Raw genomic sequence first — 20,854 nt, 5'->3', positions numbered from 1 at the left:
CGATGCCATGACCGATCTCATAGACCTCAACACGCTCGAAATCCTGGCGCTTTACTCGGATAAGAAGCTTTCGCCATCCGAATATTGGCAGGCGGTGGAAGCGCGTATCGATGCTTTCGAACCGGTGGTGAACGCGCTTTACGCCTATGATCCAGAGGATGCACGAAGGCAGGCGCTGGCCTCGACGGAGCGCTGGCAAAAGGGCGAAACGCTCGGGGCCCTCGATGGCATTCCGGTCTCGCTCAAGGAATTGATCGCCACGAAAGGCCATCCCGTGCCGCTTGGCACCAAAGCGGTGGAACTGGTGCCGGCGGTTGAGGACGCGCCGGTGGCCGCCCGCTGCCGTGAGGATGGCGCGATTATTTACGCCAAGACGACCTGCCCGGATTACGGCATGCTTTCCTCCGGCCTTTCCAGTTTCCACAAGCTCAGCCGCAATCCGTGGGACCCCACCCAGAACCCCGGCGGTTCCAGCGCCGGTGCGGCCTCGGCCGGGGCTGCGGGGTACGGCACGCTGCATATCGGCACGGATATTGGCGGCTCGGTGCGGCTGCCGGCGGGGTGGACCGGCCTCTTCGGTTTCAAGCCGAGCCAGGGCCGTATCCCGGTCGATCCCTTTTATACCGGCCGCTGCGCCGGGCCGATGACCCGCAGCGTTGCCGACGCCGCCTACGCCATGGCGACGCTTTCGCGGCCCGACTGGCGCGACGGCACGGCGCTGCCGCCCAACGATATCGACTGGATGAACCTCGATATTAATGTGAAGGGCCGGAAAATCGGCCTGATGCTGGATGCCGGCTGCGGCCTGCCGCTGGAAAATGAGGTGCGCGACGCCGTGCTTTCCGCCGCGAAACTGTTCGAGGCGGCGGGCGCCATCGTCATCCCGGTCGAGCCGGTGCTGACACGCGAGATGCTGGACGGGCTGGACGATTTCTGGCGGGCGAAGTTCTGGGGCGACATGGCGGCGCTGAGCGCCGACCGTCGCGCCGCTATCCTTCCCTATATTCATGAATGGGCGCAGAAGGGCGCGGATGTCTCCGGCGCGCGCGCCGTTTTCGGTTTCAACCAGACCATGGAAATGCGTAAGGCGTGCGGGCGGTTGATGCAGCAGGTGGATGCGGTGATTTCACCGGTCAATCCTATTGTGTCCTATCCGGCCGACTGGGCCTCGCCCACCAACGATCCCCAACGGCCCTTCGAACATATCGCCTTCACGGTCCCGTGGAACATGTCGGAACAGCCGGCATCCTCGATCAATTGCGGCTTCTCCAGATCGGGCATGCCCATCGGCTTGCAGATCGTCGGGCCGCGTTACGAGGATTTGTTCGTGCTGAAGCTTTCAAAAGCCTTCGAGAATTGGGGCGGCGGCGTGCGGCGCTGGCCACAGCCGCCGCAGGTCCGCTGATCCCAGCTTTATCGGTCCTGTAGTATTGCCATAATACCCACATCTCGATCCCGCCTGTTAGGGTGCTCAAAGGCATTCGAAAACGGGAGGAAAAGACATGCCGAAGAAGATTTTGATGATCGCCGGCGATTTCGCCGAGGATTATGAGACGATGGTTCCGTTCCAGACGCTGCTGGCGGTCGGCCACACGGTGCACGCCGTCTGCCCCGGCAAGAAGGCGGGCCAGACCATCGCCACGGCCATCCATGATTTCGAGGGCGACCAGACCTATTCGGAAAAACGCGGCCATAATTTTGCGCTCAACGCCACCTTCGCCGATATCAAGGTTGCGGATTACGATGCGCTGGTCATTCCGGGCGGCCGTGCGCCGGAATATCTGCGGCTCAATGCGGATGTGCTTTCGGCGGTGAAACATTTCTTCGAGGCCGACAAGCCGGTGGCCGCCGTCTGCCATGGCGCGCAATTGCTCGCGGCCGCCGACGTCCTGAAGGGCCGCACCTGTTCGGCCTATCCCGCCTGCCGCCCCGAAGTGGAACTGGCGGGCGGCACCTATGCCGATATCGCCATCGATGCGGCCGTTACCGACGGCAAACTGGTGACGGCGCCCGCATGGCCGGCGCATCCGGCCTGGCTTTCGCAATTCATGGCCGTGCTTGGCAAATGAGAACGGGGAGACGGGGCTTTTTCCGGTCCCGTTTTCCGCCTATCTTTCAAGCGTTGTGAGGGAGGAAACCATGTGTAAGCTTTTCATCAAGGCAGACCCGGCGCTTTGGGAGAGCCATACGCGGTCGCTCAGGATCGATGGCATGGTCACCAGCGTGCGGCTCGAGAATTTCTTCTGGGCGACGCTGGACGAGATCGCGCGGCGTGACGACATGAACAGCGTGCAGCTCATCGCCAAGCTTTATAATGAATCGATCGATGCCGGGCACGATCTCGGCAACTTCACCTCGTTCCTGCGGGTCTGCTGCGGGCGTTATCTGGCGCTTCAGCTTTCCGGCGATATTCCGGCACGGACAGATGTTCCGATTGCGGCACTGGATGCCGACAGCATCCTTGAGGCGGAGCAGGTGAATTATCACTAGTTGGTCACAGTACACTCGACGTCATCCTCGGGCTTGTCCCGAGGATCTGCCGACGTATCGTTTTTTTCGACGTGATTAGATCCTCGGGACAAGCCCGAGGATGACGTGGTAATGGTTAGACGATTCCCCTCAGCTCTTCAGCGAGCGCGGGTCGAGCGCATCGCGCACCGCATCACCGATATAGTTGACACTCAGAACAGTCAGCGAAATCGCCAGGCCCGGCCACAGCACGCGCGAGGGCGTCAATTGCAGGAAGTTCGCGCCATCGAATAGCAGCCGTCCCCAGGTCGGGAAATCGGAGGGGAAGCCGAGGCCGAGGAAGGACAGCGCCGATTCCGTGATGATGGCGGCGGCAATGCCGAGCGTGGCCGAGACCATGATCGAACTCAGCACATTCGGCAATATATGCCTGAGAATGATGCGGTATTCGCGCATGCCGCTCGATTTCGCCGCGATGATGAATTCCTGGCTTTTGATCGTCAGCACATCGCCGCGCACGATACGGGCCGTATGCATCCAGCTGGTTATCCCGATCACGAACACGATCAGGATGAAGATGCCTGTTTCCGGCCCGAAGGCCGCGCGCAGCGTATCGCGAAACAGCATCAGGATGACAAGCAGCAGCGGCAAAAGCGGCAGGGCCAGGAACAGGTCGGTCAGCCGCATCAAGGGGCCGTCCAGCCTGCGGAAGTAACCCGATAGAACACCTACCAGCGTGCCGAGGAACAGCGCCAGCAGCATGGCGGTGATGCCGACGGCAAGCGAGATACGCCCGCCGGCCAGAACCTGCGCCAGCATGTCCTTGCCGAGATTATCGGTGCCGAAAGGATGTGCGAGCGACGGCCACTGGTTGCGCGCCTTCACATTGATGGCGTTGGGCGCAACGGTGTGGATATAGGGGCCGACATAGACCGCCAGCAGGATGAAGATGAAGACGAAGAGGCCCGCCACCCCGCCCTTGTGAACGCGGAACTGTTTCCACATGTCGGCAAGGGCGGATTGTGTGGGGGTGGCCGCAACCGTCGGGCCTTCTATAGTGGCGTCAGTCATAGCGGATCCTCGGGTCGAGAATGCCGTACAGCACGTCGGCAATCAGGTTGAAGAGCACGATCAGCACCGCGAAAATGAAGGTCAGCGTTTGCACCAGCGGAATATCTGCGCCCTGAACCGCGGTGATCAGCAACTGGCCAAGCCCGTTCACGCGAAATATCTGCTCGGTGATGATGGCGCCCGAAAAAATGGTCGGCACACCGAGCGCAATCACCGTCACAACCGGAATCAGGCTGTTGCGCAGCACGTGGATGAGCAGCACGGATTTTTCCTTCACGCCCTTGGCGCGTGCGGTGCGCACATAATCCTGATGCAGATTGTCGAGCATGGAGGCGCGCACGAAGCGGCTGATCTGCGAGACATTATAGAGCGTCAGCACCAGCACCGGCAGGAACATCTGCTTCACCTGTGCCACGAAGCTCGCCCAGTCCCTGACTTGCAGATTGGTGTCGTAGACCGACGGGAACCATTGCAGGTAGGAGCTGAAGATGACGACCAGCAGCACGCCGGTAAAGAAGGTCGGCACCGAATAACCGACCATGGAAACGAAGGTGCCGATCTGGTCGAAGATCGAATATTGCTTGTAGGCGGAGACGACGCCGATCGGGATCGCCAGCAGCGCACCGAAAAGATAGGCGAGGCCCACCACCCACAGCGTCTGCGGCATGCGCTGAATGACGAGATCGACCACCGGGCTGCGTGTCGCCCAGGAGAGCACCCGCATGCGGCTGCCATCGCCGATCTGCCAGCCGGTCAGCTTTTCCAGGAGGTTCAGCGGTTCGTTGATGAAGAATTGCTGCAGCCACATCAGATAGCGGATGAAGAAAGGCTGATCGAGGCCGAGCGAGGCGCGGATCTGTTCGCGCACTTCCGGCGGGATGGTGAGCGGCAGGTCGCCGGTCGGATCGTTCGGCGCAAGATCGAGTAGCGCGAAGATGACGAAGCTGATGACAAGCAGCGTCGGGACGGCAAAGGCCAGCCGCCGGAGCGTAAAGGTAAACATCTGAAACTCTCCAGACCCAGAGCGCGGCGCGACGAAAACCGGGATCGTTTTCGCCATGAACGCGGCAAATGTGTCTTCAGATCATGGTCCTGGGGCATGCAGAAGGCCGGCCTCTCCCGGGGGAGAAGCCGGCGCATCCGCGTGTTACTTCTTGCGGGACCAGTCCGCGACGTTCCAGAGTTCCGAGTCCCAGGCATTCATGCGAACGCCTTCCAGCGTCAGCGAATGCGAGGAAACGCTGCCGCGGTGAATGAGCGGAATATGCGCGCCTTCTTCCGTCAGCATGTCGTTCAGCTGCTTGGAAAGCTCGGCGCGCTTGTCAAGCTCGGCGGTCTTGGAGAGTTCGCCCACCAGCTTGTCGAATTCCGGGTTGCAATAACGCGGAATATTCTGGCCCTGCCAGCCGTTTTCCGGGGCCGGGATCTTGTCGCACAGCCATTCCGCCAGATATTTTTCCGGGTCCGTGCCGTCGAAATTGTTGGTGTACATTTCGACATCGGCATAAAATTTTTGGAAGGTGTCCGGGCTTGCCGGGTCACCGCCGAAGAAGACCGAGGCGCTGACATTGCGCAGTTCCGCAGCGACGCCGATCTGCGACCACATATCCTTCACCAGTTCCTGCGTGGCCTGGCGAACCGAGTTGGTGGAGGTCTGGTAGAGGAAAGAAAGCTTCACGCCATCCTTGGCGCGGATGCCGTCTGCGCCCTTTACCCAGCCGGCGTCGTCGAGCAGCTTGTTTGCGCCTTCCACATCCTGCTTCAGGCACCAGCTGTCATTCTTGGTGGAAGCGACGGCTTCCGGAGCCGGTACGATGTTGCAGGTCGGCTTGCCCGCTTCGCCATAACCCGCTTCGTCGATGATATCGCGGTCGATGGCGAGCGAAAGCGCACGGCGCACGGCGGGATCGGAAAGGGCTGGGTGCGGGCCGGCCTGCTTGGTGGAGCGCTTGTCGCCCAGCGAAGGATCGGCATTGTACCAGTTGAGATTGATACGCTCGACCTGGGTGCCGAAGGCGGTCTCCAGCTTGCCCTTGCCGGCGGCCACCATGGTGGCGAGGATTTCCGGCTCCACCTGCATGTTCCAGGCATAATCGAATTCGCCGGTTTCAAGCACGGCGCGTGCGGCGGAAGCGGCGTCACCGCCGCCCTTCAGGGTCGCTGTGGCGAAGGCGGGCTTGGCGGGGTCGCGGTAATTGGTGTTGGCGACGAAGCTGATCACGTCATTCGGCTTGAAATCCTTGACCACGAAGGGTCCGGTGCCGATGGGGCCGAAATTGGCGGATGTGCAGCCGGGGGCTGCGGCGCCGACGCAGTTTTCGAACTGCTTTTTCTGGATGACCGGCGACTGCGCGCCCACGAATGCGGAGTAGGGGTAAGGTTTCGGTTCGGTGAAGCTGACCTTGACGGTGTGGTCGTCGACGGCCTCGACATTCTTCACGCCCTCATATTGCGCCGCCTGCGCGCAGCCGCCATCCGGTGCGGTGCAATATTTCCAGGTGAAAATGACGTCCTCGGCGGTGAACGGCGTGCCATCCGACCATTTCACATCGCTCTTCAGCTTCCAGGTCATGCTGAGCAGATCCTTCGCGACGCCGCCATTTTCGATCGTCGGAATTTCGGTGACCAGCATCGGCACCAGCTCGCCCTTTTCGTCGTAACGCGCCAGCGGCTCAATCACCATGGACGAGCTGTAGACTTCCTTCGTGCCACCGGAAAGATAAGGGTTAAGTGTCGATACGGCCTGCCAGAACAGGATTTTCAGTTCGCCGTCACTGCCGCGCTCGGCATGGGCGACAGAGCCTGCAAAGGCCATGGCCACCACCGTGCTGGCAAAGAGAACGCTGCGCTTCTTCATTGTGGTTTTCCCCTTTTTGGATTTTATCTGTTTGAATGTTTGACGCTTTTCCCGTCGTCGCACGCAAGGTCTGTTTTTCTAACTATTTGACTTTGCTAAGGAATATTCCTCCATTCCCGACGATGCTATTGTCAGTTTTTTTGAAATGCAAGTCCCAATGTCTCTTTGGTGAACAAATTTTGAGCCATTCAGTTTTGGGCCTATTTTTCGCTCATGCAGCAAATTTCATGCTTGCAAAACGAGAAATTCCAAACGCAATATGGCGTCCGACAACCCGGCGGGGAACAAAAAAAGGGAAAAAGAGAATGCCGATATTGAACCGTGTGGCTGAAATGCAGGAAGAAGTTGCCGGCTGGAGGCGCCATCTGCATGAACACCCGGAACTCCTCTACGATGTCTTCGAAACATCGAAATTCGTGGCGGAAAAGCTGAAATCCTTCGGCTGCGACGTGGTCGAGACCGGCATCGGCCAGACCGGCGTGGTCGGCATCATCAAGGGCCGGCACGGGGATGGCCCGACCATCGGTTTCCGCTCCGACATGGACGCACTGCCGATCCTCGAGACGAGCGGAAAGCCCTGGGCTTCGAAGACGCCCGGCAAGGCCCATTCCTGCGGTCATGACGGGCATACCGCCATGCTTTTGGGTGCGGCGCAATATCTGGCAGAGACCCGCAATTTCAAGGGCTCCGTGGCGGTGATCTTCCAGCCGGCGGAAGAGGGCGGCGCGGGCGCGCTCGCCATGCTGAACGACGGAATGATGGAGAAATTCGGCATTTCGCAGGTCTATGGCATGCATAACGAGCCGGGCATTCCGGTCGGGCAATTCGCCATCCGCAAGGGGTCGACCATGGCGGCGGCGGATAGTTTCGAAATCGTCATCACCGGCAAGGGCAGCCATGCGGCCGCGCCGCATCTTTCCATCGATCCGGTTTTGACCTCGGCGCATGTCATCATCGCCCTGCAATCCATCGTTTCGCGGGAGACGGACCCTTTGAAATCGCTGGTCGTCACCGTCGCCACCACCCATGGCGGCACGGCCGTCAATGTCATTCCAGGCGCCGTTACGTTGACGGGAACGGTGCGCACGCTGTTGCCGGAAACCCGCGATTTCGCCGAAAAGCGCCTGAAGGAAGTGGCGACCGCCACCGCCATGGCACATGGCGCGACCGTCGAAGTGAAATATCATCGCGGTTATCCCGTCACCTTCAACCACAGTGACGAAACCGAATTCGCGACCGGCGTGGCGATGGGCGTGGCCGGTGCGAACGCCGTCAACACCAACCCCAACCCGCATATGGGGGCGGAGGATTTTTCCTACATGCTGGAAGCGCGTCCTGGCGCCTTCATCTTCATCGGCAACGGCGATACCGCCGGGCTGCACAATGCGGCCTATGATTTCAACGACGATGCGCTGCCTTACGGCATCAGCTACTGGGTTTCGATGGCCGAAACCGCGCTTGCTGCGTAAGACACCCGGCGGCCTTCATGGCCGCCTTCTGCTTTTCAGGAGATTGGCATGCTTTTGGCGGCGACGTCCATGGAACAGACCGGCGGTTCGGTAAGCCCGGTTTTATCGGTTCAAAATCTCACCACATCCTTCCGCGTCGATGGCGGCTGGAAATCGGTGGTCCGCAACATGAGTTTCGAGATCGCGCCGCGCGAAACGGTGGCGATCGTCGGCGAGAGCGGGTCGGGCAAAAGCGTCACTTCGCTCTCCATCATGCGGCTCCTCGATAAAAAGACGAGCCGTATCGAAGGCAACGTCATGCTCGGCGGGCGCGACCTGCTGGCGCTGCCGGAAGAGGAGATGCGCAAGGTTCGCGGCAAGGACATCTCAATGATCTTCCAGGAGCCGATGACCAGCCTCAACCCGATCTTCCCGATCGGCAAGCAGATCGCCGAGGCGCTGACCGTGCATCAGGATATTTCCTCATCCGCTGCGAAGGCAGAGGTCATCCGCCTGCTGGAGAAGGTCCGTATTCCCAATGCGAAGAACCGTTTCGACGATTATCCGCACCAGTTTTCCGGCGGCATGCGGCAACGCGTGATGATCGCCATGGCGCTCGCCTCCAAACCGAAGCTGCTGATCGCCGACGAGCCGACAACGGCGCTCGATGTGACAATTCAGGGCCAGATTCTCGACCTGATCAAGCAATTGCAGGAAGAGGAGGGCATGTCCGTCCTCTTCATCACCCATGATATGGGTGTTGTGGCGGAAGTTTCGGACCGCACCATCGTCATGTTCCGCGGCGATGTGGTGGAAACCGGCGCCACCGACGACATCTTCCATCGCGGCCGCCACCCTTATACGCGGGCGCTGCTTTCGGCGGTGCCGAAGCTCGGCTCGATGAAGGAGCGCGTGCTGCCGGCCCGGTTCCCGATCATCGATATCAAGACCGGCGAAAGCCAGCCTGTCGCTGAGGTGAAGGACACGGTCTCCGGAGGCCGCACGCCCATTCTTTCGGTCAAGGACCTCACCACCCGTTTCGATATTCGATCCGGCCTTTTCGGCCGCAAATCCGGCGCCGTGCATGCGGTGGAAAAGGTATCCTTCGATCTCGCCGAGGGCGAAACTCTTTCTCTCGTGGGCGAATCGGGGTGCGGCAAGTCCACCACGGGCCGCTCCATCACCCGGCTGATCGAGCCGACATCCGGCAATGTCATGCTCGACGGCTACGAGGTGCTGAAGCTAGACAAGACAACGTTGCGCACCATGCGCCGCAGCGTGCAGATGATCTTCCAGGACCCTTTCGCCTCGCTCGATCCGCGCATGAGCATCGGCACGGCGATCATGGAGCCCTTTATCGAGCATCGCCTTGGAAGCAAGCAGCAGGCCCGTGAAAAGGCGGCCGATCTTCTGGAAAAGGTGGGCTTGAGCCCGGATATGATGCGGCGCTTCCCGCATGAATTTTCAGGCGGCCAGCGCCAGCGCATCGCTATTGCCCGCTCGCTGATGCTCGACCCCAAGGTCATCGTCGCCGACGAGGCGGTCTCGGCGCTCGATGTTTCGATCAAGGCGCAGGTCTGCAATCTGCTGCTCGACCTGCAACAGAGCCTCAACCTCGCGTTCCTGTTCATCAGCCATGACATGGCGGTGGTGGAGCGCGTCAGCCATCGTGTGGCGGTGATGTATCTCGGGGAGATCGTCGAAATCGGGCCGCGTGCGGCGGTTTTCGACAATCCGCAGCATCCCTACACGAAAAAGCTCATGTCCGCCGTTCCGGTGCCGGATCCGGCGCGCCGGCAGATCCGGCGCAACATGTCGACGGACGAGATCAAAAGCCCGATCCGGCCGGTGGACTATGTCCCGCCTGAGCGGCGTTACCGCGAGGTTTCGGCGGGGCATCTGGTGCAGGAAGCGGCTTGATCGAGCAATGTCGGCTTCAGGCTGAGGGCTGATGCGGAGCGAGCGGTTGCCCCTTGTTGTCTTCTACCCTTCGGGGAAAAGGCGGCCCGAAGGGTCGGGTGAGGGGGGCTGCTCGCGATCTGCCTGAATGGCGAGGACAATTCGGCGCCGCCCCGCCTTCCTTTTCAGTTACTTCCGAAAAAATACTTCCTCTCTCATCCTCATCACCGCATTTTGGCCGCATCATTCCTCCCGCAACCGGAACGGAAGGGCGATACGCGCGGCGCCTTTCGCGAACCGGAGGCCGGCATCGACAAGCATGGTTCTGGCAGACCGTGTTTTTGAAAGGCGTTCCGCCGGGCCAGAGGCGGGAAGGACCGATCAGATAGGTGCCGTGAAAAGGCTGTAACCTATGGGCTGCTCTGGCTGCCCTGACGATACGGCCCGGTGAATGCAACAACCTCCGCCATCTCCAATCTCCCACCCGCATTCGCCGGGTCGATGCCTTGCGCCGCCGGCAAACCGCTGCGGCGGCAATCCCCCATGCAAAGCGCTTTGAACTTGTAAGTGGCCTGTCCTGAAACGTTGTAGATTCCTGCCGCCCACGACTGTACCTGCCGGCCGACATGGTCTAAACCGCTGCTGATCTTTTCAAGCTCGACGGACAGAGAAGGGCCTCGCAGATGACCGATCCCAAAATGCTAGCCGCCCGTTTCCCCGGCGATTTCCTGTTCGGCGTCGCGACCGCCTCGTTCCAGATCGAAGGCGCCACCCGGGCGGACGGCCGCAAGCCATCCATATGGGATGCCTTCTGCAACATGCCGGGTCACGTCTTCGGGCGGCACAATGGCGATATTGCCTGCGACCACTATAATCGCTGGGAAGAGGACCTCGATCTCATCAAGGAAATGGGTGTCGAAGCCTATCGTTTCTCCATCGCCTGGCCGCGCATCATCCCCGATGGTTTCGGGCCGATCAACGAGAAGGGGCTGGATTTCTACGACCGCCTCGTGGATGGCTGCAAGGCGCGCGGCATCAAGACCTATGCGACGCTTTACCACTGGGATTTGCCGCTGACTCTGATGGGCGATGGCGGCTGGGCCTCGCGCTCCACCGCGCACGCCTTCCAGCGATATGCCAAGACCGTCATGGCCCGCCTCGGCGACCGGCTGGATGCGGTGGCGACCTTCAACGAACCCTGGTGCGCGGTGTGGCTCAGCCATCTGTATGGCATTCATGCGCCGGGTGAGCGCAACATGGAGGCGGCCCTTGCCGCCATGCATCACATCAATCTCGCCCATGGTTTCGGCGTGGAAGCCTCCCGCCATGTCGCACCGAAGGTGCCAGTGGGGCTGGTGCTGAATGCCCATTCCGTCATCCCGGCTACCGACAGCGAGGCCGATCTCAAGGCCGCCGAACGGGCCTTCCAGTTCCACAATGGCGCGTTTTTCGATCCGGTCTTCAAGGGTGAATATCCGGTCGAGATGATGGAAGCCCTGGGTGATCGTATGCCCGTCGTGGAGGCGGAAGACCTTTCCATCATCAGCCAGAAGCTGGACTGGTGGGGCCTGAATTATTACACGCCGATGCGCGTCGCCGACGATGCGTCACCAGGCGCAGAATTCCCCGCCACTGCACCCGCCCCGGCCGTCAGCGATGTGAAGACCGATATCGGCTGGGAGGTCTATGCCCCGGCGCTCCAGTCGCTGGTGGAAACGCTCTATAAACGTTACGACCTGCCGGAATGCTACATCACCGAAAACGGTGCCTGCTATAATATGGGCGTCGAAAACGGCGAGGTGGATGACCAGCCGCGTCTCGATTATTACGCCGAACATCTCGGCATCGTCGCCGATCTCATCCGCGACGGTTATCCGATGCGCGGTTATTTCGCCTGGAGCCTGATGGATAATTTCGAATGGGCCGAGGGCTATCGCATGCGCTTCGGTCTTGTGCATGTGGATTATGATACGCAGGTGCGCACGCTGAAGAACAGCGGCAAATGGTACAGCGCGCTGGCTTCGGGCTTTCCCACGGGCAATCACGGTTTGGTGAAGGGGTGATACCTCTCCACCGTCATCCTCGGGCTTGTCCCGAGGATCTGCAACCGATTGATTTTATTCGACGTGATTAGATCCTCGGCACAGGGCCGAGGATGACGTTGAGAGGATGCACGGCGGTCACACAATAAAGTTCTCCCACCTTATTATCAGTTTTCCAAACTTTTTTGTCGGTTACCCCGTGGTGCCTGCTTGCGCCCGCTGTGCCGCCCCCTATGTCAGACGGGCTACGAAGCGTAGCGCCCATTCTGCCGTCAAGGGGCAGGGCGGGTTGGTCCTCCCAGGGAAAACGAACATGCTTATCGAAAAACTCAACTGGCGTTACGCCACCAAGAAAATGGACCCTTCCAAGACGGTGTCCGAAGACAAGGTCGAGCGCATTGTCGAGGCGGCGCGGCTTGCCCCCACCTCCAGCGGTCTTCAGCCCTTTGAAGTCATCGTCGTCACCGATCCTGAAGTCCGTGCAAAAATTCAGGAGATCGCCTGGAACCAGGCGCAGGTGACCGAAGGCTCGCATCTTTTGGTCTTTGCGGCGTGGGACAATTACACCGAAGAGCGGATCAACCACATGTTCGATCTTGTCAACGAGGAACGCGGCATCAAGAATGAAGGCTGGGAAGCCTATCGCCAGATGTTGCTTTCCACCTATCCGCAGCGCGATCAGCAGGTGAATTTTGAGCACGCCGCCCGTCAGGCCTATATCGGCTTCGGCATGGCCGTGGCGCAGGCCGCTTTCGAGGGCGTGGATTCCACCCCGATGGAAGGTTTCGATCCGGCAAAGCTCGATGAAATCCTCGGCCTGCGCGAGAAGGGCCTACGCTCGGTCACCATCCTGCCGCTTGGCTATCGCCAGCCGGAAGGCGACTGGCTGGTGAACCTGAAGAAGGTGCGCCGTCCGGCGGAAGAATTCGTCAGCCGCGTCTGATTTTCATATCGTCGCGAAATCTTGACTGCCGCAGGGCCGCCGTGGCGGCTTTGCGGTAGATTTTTTCTCTCTTTTCAGATAATTGAAAAAACATCCCTGTTAAAAGGTGGCGTGTGCGGGCAAGTATGCGCCATCGAATTGCCGATACCCGGCATTTCTGAGTGAAAGCCTGACGAAATGACCCGGAAAATCAGCTGTCATCGAATGTGCCCGAAGGCTGCATGAAGAGAGCGGTTCAGCACCGCAACAGGATTTTTTGAGACCCGATCCGTCACGCATTCCCAGAGTTTACAATGAGTTTTCCATCCAGTGCGGCATCCCCCGCACGCCAAGAACAGGCGGTCCCTGAAGGGTCGGCAAAGGAGCCTATGGTCACGTTTGAAGGCGTGACCAAGACCTTTGGCGGCACGGGCGGCAAGCCCGGCTTCGCAGCCCTTGCCGGTATCGACTACGCCGTGCCGAAAGGCTCCATCACCGGCATCATCGGCCGCTCCGGCGCCGGCAAGTCCACGCTCATCCGCCTCGCCAACGGCCTTGAAAAGCCCTCGACCGGCCGTGTGGTCGTCGACGGCGTCGATGTCGCGGCGCTCGATGAAAAGAGCCTGCGCACGCTGCGCCGTTCCGTCGGCATGATCTTCCAGCACTTCAATCTTTTGTCGTCGCGCACCGCTTTCGACAATGTGGCTCTGCCGCTCGAAATATCAGGCATGGGCAAAAAGGAGATCGAAAGCCGCGTTGCGCCGCTGCTCGATCTCGTCGGCCTTTCCGACAAGGCGAAGCGTTATCCGGCGGAACTCTCCGGCGGCCAGAAGCAGCGTGTCGGCATTGCCCGTGCGCTCGCCACCCAGCCGAAGCTGCTCCTTTCCGACGAGGCGACATCGGCGCTCGATCCGGAAACGACGCAATCCATTCTCGAATTGTTGAAGCGCATCAATGCCGAACTGGGCCTGACCGTGCTGCTCATCACCCATGAGATGGAAGTGGTGAAGACCATCGCCTCGCAGGTGGCCGTCATCGACAGGGGGCTGATCGTTGAGGAAGGCACGACGTTCGATATCTTCACTGCGCCGAAACACGAGACGACCCGCAGCCTGCTGTCATCCTCTGTTGGTGTGAAGCTGCCGCATTGGGTCACTTCGGGCCTGAAACCGCAGGCGGCGGAAGGCGACCGTGTCCTGGTGCGTCTCGTGTTTTTCGGCGAGACGGCCTTCCAGCCGCTGACGGCTCGTCTCGTCGCTGAAATCGGCCCGGACGTGAACATCCTTGCCGGCACAATCGAGGAAATCTCCGGCCAGCCCTTCGGCTCGCTGGTCGTCTCCTATCCGGCGTCTGCGGATGTCACCGCCCGCGCCAATCGCTTTTATGCTGAGACCGGTCTTCACACGGAGGTGCTCGGTTATGTCGCCTGATATGATCTTCAACCTTCTGCTGAAGGGCCTGCTGCAAACCCTTCACATGGTCGCCGTTGCCGGTATCGTCGGTTCGCTGATCGGCGTGCCAATGGGCGTTTTCCTTGCCACCAGCGGCAAGGGCGAGCTGTTTTCCGCGCCGATGACCAACCGCATTCTCGGCCTCGTTGTGAACGCCGCGCGCTCCACGCCCTTCATCATTCTGGTGGTGGCGATCATTCCCTTCACCCGCCTCGTCGCCGGCACCTCCATCGGCACCAGCGCGGCGATCGTGCCGCTGACGGTCGCCACCGTTCCCTTCATCGCAAGGCTGGTGGAAGCGGCGATCCGCGAAGTGGACAAGGGGCTGATCGAGGCTGCCCGCGCCATGGGCGCCACGCCGTTGCAGATCGTCACGAAAGTTCTGCTGGCGGAGGCGAAGCCCGGCATCACGCTGGCGCTCACGCTCACGCTGGTCAGCCTCATCGGTTATTCGGCCATGGTCGGCGCGGTCGGCGGCGGCGGGTTGGGCGATCTCGGCATCCGTTACGGTTACCAGCGCTTCATGCCGGATGTGATGCTGGCCGTGGTTCTGGTGCTCATCGTGCTGGTGCAGCTGGTGCAGAGCGCGGGCGACAGGCTGGCCCGCAGCTTCGACAAACGGACCCGCAAGAATTAACTGCCTTTATAATAACAACCCAAGGAGACACCCATGAAGAAACTCATTCTCGCGGCTTCGCTCGCCGCTCTCTTCACCGCCGGTCAGGCGCTGGCCGAGACCATCAAGATCGGCGTCACCCCTGCCGAGCATGCGCAGATCATGGAACAGGTGAAGAAGATCGCGGCCGCCAAGGGTCTTGATATCGATATCGTCGAGTTCTCCGACTATGTCGTGCCGAACCAGGCGCTGGCCGATGGCGAGCTGCAGGCCAACTCCTTCCAGCACCAGCCTTATCTCGACAACCAGATCGCTGACCGCAAGTTCGATCTCGTCAGCGTCGGCACCACCATCACCACCCCGATGGGTGTTTATTCGAAGAAGGTGAAGAACCTTGACGAGCTGAAGGACGGCGCAACCGTCGGCATTCCGAACGACCCGACCAATGGCGGCCGCGCGCTGCTGGTTCTCGCTTCCAAAGGCGTGATCAAGGTCAAGGAAGAGGCCGGCCTCAAAGTGACTCCTGCCGACATCACCGAAAACCCGAAGAACATCCAGATCGTCGAACTCGACGCCGCCCAGCTGCCGCGCTCGCTTGACGACACCGACGCGTCTGTCATCAACACCAACTATGCGACGGCTGCCGGCCTCAACCCGAAGAAGGACGCCATCGCCATCGAAAGCGAAAAATCCCCTTACGCGAACGTCATTGCCGTTCGTACGCAGGACAAGGACAAGCCGTGGGTAAAGACGCTGGTTGAATCCTACCAGAGCCCGGAAGTGAAGGCCTTCATTCTGGAAAAGTACAACGGCACGGTCATCCCGTCCTGGTAAGAGACCGCCATATGGCGAAAATAACGACCTCTCCCGCTCGCGGGGGAGGTTTTTTGTTTTGAAGGCGGGCGCATCCGCCTTTCCTGAAAAACCCCAGGCGTTTTCGGGAAGAATTTTTCAGGACCTTTGTCAGACTGTCGTTTTATACCCGTGGTTTTTTGGGGTAAGGCCACAAGGCGGCTTAACGGCTTCTGAATGTTTCCTGCGGAAGATGATGCTTTCGAAGGGGATTTTATGCGGATTGCGCCGCGCAACATTGGGGACTATTTGCCGGTCGGGCGCAGAACCGCCGTGGGCGTGGTCTTGTCCACCTTCGCGCTGGTGCTTGTCATCGTCACCGCGCTGGTTTTGTCCGCCTTGAGCCAGGTCCGCGAAAAGGCGAACCTGCTCGACAACGCCCGTTCGCGCGAGACGACGGCGGGCGCCCTTGTCACTTTTCGAGAACAGCTTGGCGCGACCCTGAACGACTACGCCGCCTGGGACGACGCTGCCGAATATGTTTATGCCCCTGATCGTTTTGACTGGGTGGCAAGCAATTATGGTGAGATGACAGTCAATAACGATCTCTTCGATACGGCCGTGGTCATCGATGAGGATGGCAACGTCCGCATGGCCTATCAGGACGGCAAGCCTGTAAAGTGGAAGCCGGAGGCCTATTTTGCCGGCGGTCTCAGGGAAATGATCGAGCGCGTGCGGTCCATGCGCCCGGGCATCACTTCGCAGGTGACCGGTTTTGCCAAAACCGCCGATGGTATCGCCGCCGCGGGTGTCGCGCTCGTGCGGATGAAATCCGGCGCACTGCCGCCGGTCGGTGAGGAGCGGCGTTACCTGGTTTTTGCCCGCCATCTCAAGCAGGCGACGGTTGACAAGCTTGCCCGCAATTACGTCATCGATGGTCTCGAGCTGCAATATGGCGACACGCCTGCGGCCAACCATGTGGATATCGTCAATCCGATGGGGGAGGTGCTGGCCCGGCTTGTCTGGCGCTCGCACCTGCCGGGAGACGTCAGCTTTCATGAGGCGCGGCCGGTGGTCTTCACCGCGCTCGGTATCGCCGGCATGTTTTTTCTGGTGCTGCTCATCATCGGTTCGGCCACGCTCGACCGCCTGAAGGCGGATGAGGCGGCCGCGCGGGAGGAGGCGCTGCGCGACCGTCTGAGCGGGCTCAGCAACCGCGCCGGGCTCTTCGCCAGACTGAACCGCATGGTCGAAAGAGGCCGCCATGACAAGACGGATATCAAGCTGCTCTATCTCGATCTCGACGGTTTCAAGGAAATCAACGATTCCTACGGCCACGCCGCCGGCGACCGGCTGATCAAGGGCGTCGCAGCAGCGCTCCGGGTGCTGGCGCCGGAAGGCGCTGTTCTGGCGCGGCTCGGCGGTGACGAATTTGCTATCGCCATTCAGGGCAATGACGTATGGGCCGAAGGCCGCAAGCTCTGTCTGGCGCTGCTGGAACTCTTTACCGAGCCTTTCAGCATCGGTGAAAGGGTGGCGAGCATCGGTTGCAGCATCGGCACTTCTGTTTCCCGCGCCGGCGACATCAGTGGCGAGGAGCTCCTGCGGCGCGCCGATATGGCCATGTATCAGGCCAAGGAAAACGGACGCGGGCGTTACGTGTCCTATGAACTGAAGATGGATGAATTGCGCGAGGAAAAGCTGCAACTCGAAGCCGATCTTCGCTCCGCCATCGTGAACGATGAGATACAGGTGGTTTATCAGCCGGTCGTCAGCGCCGCCACACGATGTATTACCGGGGTGGAGGCGCTGGCCCGCTGGCAGCGGCCGGGATATGGCTTTGTGCCGCCGGATATCTTCATTGCGGCTGCCGAAACCAGCGGCCTAATCGACCGGCTAGGCCTTCTCGTCCTGCACAAGGCCTGCGAGACGGCCCAGCAATGGCCGTCCATCAAGCTCTCGGTGAATATCTCACCCGTGCAGTTCCGCAACCCGGCCTTCTCCGGCTATGTGGCGGATATTCTCGAGATGACGCAGACGCCGCCTGAAAGGCTGCGGCTGGAAATGACGGAAGGTTATTTCATCCAGCATCCGGAACGGGCGAGTGCGGCCATCGACAAGCTGAAACAGCTTGGCCTGCACATAGCGCTCGACGATTTCGGCGCCGGTTTCGCCAGCGTCGGGTATCTGCGCCGTTTCGGTTTCGACCGCATGAAGATCGACCGTTCGCTGATCATCGCGCTCGATAAGGGCGGCCGGTCGCTGGAAATGCTGCAGGCCACCGTGGCGCTGGCAAAATCGCTCGATATTCCGGTGACGGCCGAAGGCGTGGAAACGGAAGAGCAGGCGGCCATCCTGCATCTGTGCGGCTGCGATGAATTGCAGGGTTACCTGTTCTCGAAACCGGTCGCGGCGGAAGAGATCACCGCCCTGCTGGACGGGCAGGACGCGCCGCTTTTTGCGTTGCGGGCAGGGGCGTGAGGCTGATTACTTCCACCCATTCTTGATCACCTGAAGGTGCGGCCCATTTCTTCTCCCCGCCGGGGAGAAGGTGGCCCGAAGGGTCGGATGAGGGGGCACCGTTGCCGTATCTCACCGCCCTTGCCCCCTCACCCCGCTGCCGCGGACTTCTCCCCGGCGGGGAGAAGAAACACGCGGCACCCGCTCAAACAAACCCCAACCGTTATGCAGTCCGATAGCCGGCCGGTATTACCGCCCCAGATGCCGCTCGCCGCGCTTCTTTGCCAGTTCGATCTGCTGCTGCCGGTCGCGAAACCGTTGGCGGTCCTCTTCGCTGCGCTCGTCGTAACAGCTCGGGCAGGACACGCCTTCCTCGAATTTAGGAGACAGGCGCACTTCCGGTGTAATCGGGTTGCGGCAGGCGTGGCAGAGTTGGTGGTCGCCTTCGGCAAGGCCGTGCACCACGGAGACGCGCTCATCGAACACGAAACAGGCGCCTTCCCACAGGCTCTCTTCTTCCGGGACCTCTTCCAGATATTTCAGGATGCCGCCCTTGAGGTGATAGACCTCGTCGAAACCCTGTTCCTTCATGAAGGCGGTGGCCTTTTCGCAGCGAATGCCGCCGGTGCAATACATGGCGATCTTCGGCTTGTTGTGCAGGCCGGGATTGTTCTTCACCCAGTCGGGAAATTCGCGGAAGGTTTTCGTCTGCGGATCGACTGCACCCTTGAAGACGCCGATGGCCGTCTCGTAATCGTTGCGGGTGTCGATGACGATTGTATCCGGATCGGAGATCAGCTCGTTCCAGTCGCGCGCCTCGACATAGGTGCCGACGATGCGGTTCGGGTCGATATCCGGCACGCCCATGGTGACGATCTCTTTCTTGAGCTTCACCTTCAGGCGTACGAAAGGCATGTGCGAGGCACGGCTTTCCTTGTGCTCCAGCGCGGTAAATTCCGGCTGGGCGCGCAGGAAGGAGAGCACGGCGTGAATGCCTGCATCCGGCCCGGCAATGGTGCCGTTGATGCCTTCGGCGGCCAGAAGCAGCGTGCCCTTGACCCCGTTTTCCTGGCAGAGCGCGAACAACGGCTCGCGCAGGCTCTCGAACCGCGGCAGGCGGGCGAAATGATAAAGCGCGGCCACAAGGAAATCACCAGAGACTTCCGGGCGGGGGAGAATGGTCGTGTCGGTCATGGGCGCTGAAATACAGGGACGGCGGTCGCAAAGCAATATTTATCGGCGGTTCCGTGTATTTTGCAAATCGTCAAATATCTGACAGAAGGGCGCAAAAGGCGAAGAGGTTCGTGCTACAAAACCGGCCTTGGCGCGACCGCAAGACCTTTCTTTCGTCATCCCACCTATTTCGCCGCCTGCCGCCACAACAGGTCGACGATGCGGCTTTCGGTTCGAGCGGATTCGGAAAATACCTCGTTTGCCAGCGCAAGGGCTTCGGCACGCAGCGCCTGCTGCCTTTCGATAATGGCGTCGAGCAGCAGGGCCAGCCGCTCGCCATTGCCGAAACGGTCCGGCTCGCGGTCGGCGACGGCGGCGAGAACCGATAGATCGTGCTCGTGGCCGAGAATATCCACCAGCCGCTTGGTATCGGCGCGCTTGGCGCGCATGGCGGAAGGCCAGAGCCGGCGCATCAGGCCAAGATGCATCCAATAGGCCTGCCCGGACTTGCGCAATTCATGGAAATGTTCGACGTCGGCCTGCTCGTGGCAATCGGCGAGCGCCTTGCGCGCCCTTTTTCTCTGTTTCGCCCAGGCGCTTTTCAGCAGCCGCGCCGTGTCCTTCAACGCATCCGGCAGCGACAGGGTCTCAAGCGCCCTGCGCGCTTCCCCGCAGCCGGTAATGGCGGCGGCAATGGCCTCATCGAGACCGGCCTCGTGTTCTATGGCGTCGTCGCGGCGCGCGCGCAGCATCGCGGTGATCGACCGCAGCGCTTCTCCCTGCACATCGGAACGGGCGAAGGCCTCGAGATATTCCGCCGTCTCCACAAGCGCCGTTGCATCCCGCGCAAAGGCGAGGGAGCGGGCGATATCGCGAATACGGGCGTTTTCCCCGCGGCCGAAATCCGGCACCGCCTGGCGGATGAGGCGATAGAGGGCGCGCAACCGCTTGAACCGCTTGCGGGCGTCGTGCACGGCCTCGTGCGATCCGGACGGCTGGTCGCGAAGGATTGTGACTGTATCGTCGATCAGCTCCAGCCCGGCCCGGCGGATTTCATCGTCGAAGGGCTTTTTCGGGTCAATTCTGAAGGGCATCCGACAGGTCTCCGCTCGGACAGTCCATGGCGAGTGACTGGTTGGAGAAGCGCTTGTCTCCGGTGACTTCCCGACCCAGCCAAGACGGCAGATCGGGGTCGGCATTTTCGTCGTTCATTTCCACTTCCGCCACCACCAGCCCGTGATATTTCCCTTCGAAAACATCCACTTCCCAGGTGAAGCCGCCATGATCGACGGTGTGGCGGGTTTTTTCGATGACCACGCCCGGCGCGCTTGCCATCAGCTCTTCAGCGTCCTTGAGGGGTATGGAATATTCATATTCGTCGCGGACAAGCGCGCTTGCGCCGATCTTGATGGTCAGGGTCGCATCGCGCTCATCGACGATCCTGACCCGGACCGAGCGGTTTTCCATCGAGGCGACATATGCCTGCCGGAAAGCCATGCTATGCGTGACCTCATTGCGCCATTCACCGCCTGCAACAAGAAACTTCCGTTCGATTTCCTTGGCCATGCTGTCTCCGCGAACTGGGGCGCTAGAGTATCGCAATATGATAGTGTGATGAAGCGAATTGATTGAAGTATCTGGATAAAAATGCGGC

Annotated in this window: 17 protein-coding genes; 11 read left to right on the top strand and 6 right to left on the bottom strand. The window is 60.5% G+C overall.

Annotation, left to right across the window (positions count from 1 at the left end; translation table 11 throughout):
* Positions 1-7 precede the first annotated feature (7 nt).
* The 3 genes from PL599_RS09540 (at position 8) to PL599_RS09530 (ending at position 2,490) form a co-directional block, all read left to right on the top strand.
* A complete protein-coding gene (locus PL599_RS09540; protein ID WP_142913173.1) occupies positions 8-1,405 on the top strand; it encodes an amidase in 1,398 nt (465 codons plus the stop codon).
* Positions 1,406-1,502: 97 nt separating this feature from the next.
* Positions 1,503-2,069 carry a DJ-1/PfpI family protein gene (locus PL599_RS09535; RefSeq protein ID WP_269824843.1) on the top strand — a complete coding sequence of 189 codons (567 nt, stop codon included), beginning with the start codon at positions 1,503-1,505 and terminating at the stop codon, positions 2,067-2,069.
* A 70-nt stretch (positions 2,070-2,139) separates the two neighbouring features.
* Entirely contained in the window at positions 2,140-2,490 is a 351-nt protein-coding gene (locus PL599_RS09530) for a ribbon-helix-helix domain-containing protein (RefSeq protein ID WP_077984142.1), read from the top strand.
* Positions 2,491-2,619: 129 nt separating this feature from the next.
* Here the strand turns inward: PL599_RS09530 and PL599_RS09525 are convergent, their stop codons facing one another.
* The 3 genes from PL599_RS09525 to PL599_RS09515 form a co-directional block, all read right to left on the bottom strand.
* Positions 2,620-3,540, bottom strand: coding sequence for an ABC transporter permease (locus tag PL599_RS09525; RefSeq protein ID WP_077984078.1), 921 nt, complete (start codon positions 3,538-3,540; stop codon positions 2,620-2,622).
* Complete coding sequence (locus PL599_RS09520) at positions 3,533-4,543, bottom strand: ABC transporter permease (protein WP_077984077.1); 1,011 nt, start codon at positions 4,541-4,543, stop codon at positions 3,533-3,535. Before PL599_RS09520 ends, PL599_RS09525 begins: the two co-directional genes overlap by 8 nt.
* A 144-nt stretch (positions 4,544-4,687) precedes the next feature.
* The gene (locus tag PL599_RS09515) at positions 4,688-6,397 is read right to left on the bottom strand and encodes a peptide ABC transporter substrate-binding protein (RefSeq protein ID WP_269824844.1); all 1,710 of its coding nucleotides are present in this window, start codon (positions 6,395-6,397) and stop codon (positions 4,688-4,690) included.
* 305 nt (positions 6,398-6,702) lie between these two features.
* Here PL599_RS09515 and PL599_RS09510 point away from each other — a divergent pair, with 305 nt between their 5' ends.
* The 8 genes from PL599_RS09510 (at position 6,703) to PL599_RS09475 (ending at position 18,048) form a co-directional block, all read left to right on the top strand.
* Positions 6,703-7,866: a M20 aminoacylase family protein gene (locus tag PL599_RS09510; protein ID WP_077984141.1), complete on the top strand. Its 1,164-nt coding sequence runs from the start codon at positions 6,703-6,705 to the stop codon at positions 7,864-7,866.
* A 48-nt stretch (positions 7,867-7,914) separates the two neighbouring features.
* The gene (locus PL599_RS09505) at positions 7,915-9,765 is read left to right on the top strand and encodes an ABC transporter ATP-binding protein (RefSeq protein ID WP_269824845.1); all 1,851 of its coding nucleotides are present in this window, start codon (positions 7,915-7,917) and stop codon (positions 9,763-9,765) included.
* A 662-nt stretch (positions 9,766-10,427) separates the two neighbouring features.
* Positions 10,428-11,807 (top strand): GH1 family beta-glucosidase, encoded by a 1,380-nt coding sequence (locus PL599_RS09500; RefSeq protein ID WP_269824846.1) that lies wholly within the window; start codon positions 10,428-10,430, stop codon positions 11,805-11,807.
* Between the two features lie 292 nt (positions 11,808-12,099).
* Complete coding sequence (locus PL599_RS09495) at positions 12,100-12,729, top strand: NAD(P)H-dependent oxidoreductase (protein ID WP_077984072.1); 630 nt, start codon at positions 12,100-12,102, stop codon at positions 12,727-12,729.
* A gap of 368 nt (positions 12,730-13,097) precedes the next feature.
* Positions 13,098-14,138, top strand: a complete 1,041-nt coding sequence (locus PL599_RS09490; protein ID WP_077984071.1) for a methionine ABC transporter ATP-binding protein — start codon at positions 13,098-13,100, stop codon at positions 14,136-14,138.
* Positions 14,128-14,796, top strand: a complete 669-nt coding sequence (locus tag PL599_RS09485; RefSeq protein WP_077984070.1) for a methionine ABC transporter permease — start codon at positions 14,128-14,130, stop codon at positions 14,794-14,796. The genes PL599_RS09490 and PL599_RS09485 overlap by 11 nt, the downstream gene beginning before the upstream one ends.
* Before the next feature lie 33 nt (positions 14,797-14,829).
* Positions 14,830-15,609, top strand: coding sequence for a MetQ/NlpA family ABC transporter substrate-binding protein (locus PL599_RS09480; protein WP_077984069.1), 780 nt, complete (start codon positions 14,830-14,832; stop codon positions 15,607-15,609).
* A gap of 195 nt (positions 15,610-15,804) precedes the next feature.
* Entirely contained in the window at positions 15,805-18,048 is a 2,244-nt protein-coding gene (locus PL599_RS09475) for a bifunctional diguanylate cyclase/phosphodiesterase (RefSeq protein WP_162520522.1), read from the top strand.
* 228 nt (positions 18,049-18,276) lie between these two features.
* Here the strand turns inward: PL599_RS09475 and trhO are convergent, their stop codons facing one another.
* The 3 genes from trhO to PL599_RS09460 all read right to left on the bottom strand — a co-directional run bounded on the left by trhO (position 18,277) and on the right by PL599_RS09460 (position 20,766).
* Positions 18,277-19,221, bottom strand: coding sequence for an oxygen-dependent tRNA uridine(34) hydroxylase TrhO (trhO, locus tag PL599_RS09470; RefSeq protein ID WP_077984068.1), 945 nt, complete (start codon positions 19,219-19,221; stop codon positions 18,277-18,279).
* A gap of 164 nt (positions 19,222-19,385) precedes the next feature.
* Entirely contained in the window at positions 19,386-20,294 is a 909-nt protein-coding gene (locus PL599_RS09465) for a CHAD domain-containing protein (RefSeq protein WP_269824847.1), read from the bottom strand.
* Positions 20,278-20,766 (bottom strand): CYTH domain-containing protein, encoded by a 489-nt coding sequence (locus tag PL599_RS09460; protein WP_077984066.1) that lies wholly within the window; start codon positions 20,764-20,766, stop codon positions 20,278-20,280. Before PL599_RS09460 ends, PL599_RS09465 begins: the two co-directional genes overlap by 17 nt.
* Positions 20,767-20,854 lie beyond the last annotated feature (88 nt).

This window comes from Agrobacterium sp. ST15.16.055, assembly GCF_027956555.1.
GTDB lineage: Bacteria > Pseudomonadota > Alphaproteobacteria > Rhizobiales > Rhizobiaceae > Agrobacterium > Agrobacterium salinitolerans.
The sequence above is the reverse complement of the archived record's forward strand: the minus strand, read 5'-3'. Positions and strand labels throughout refer to the sequence as shown.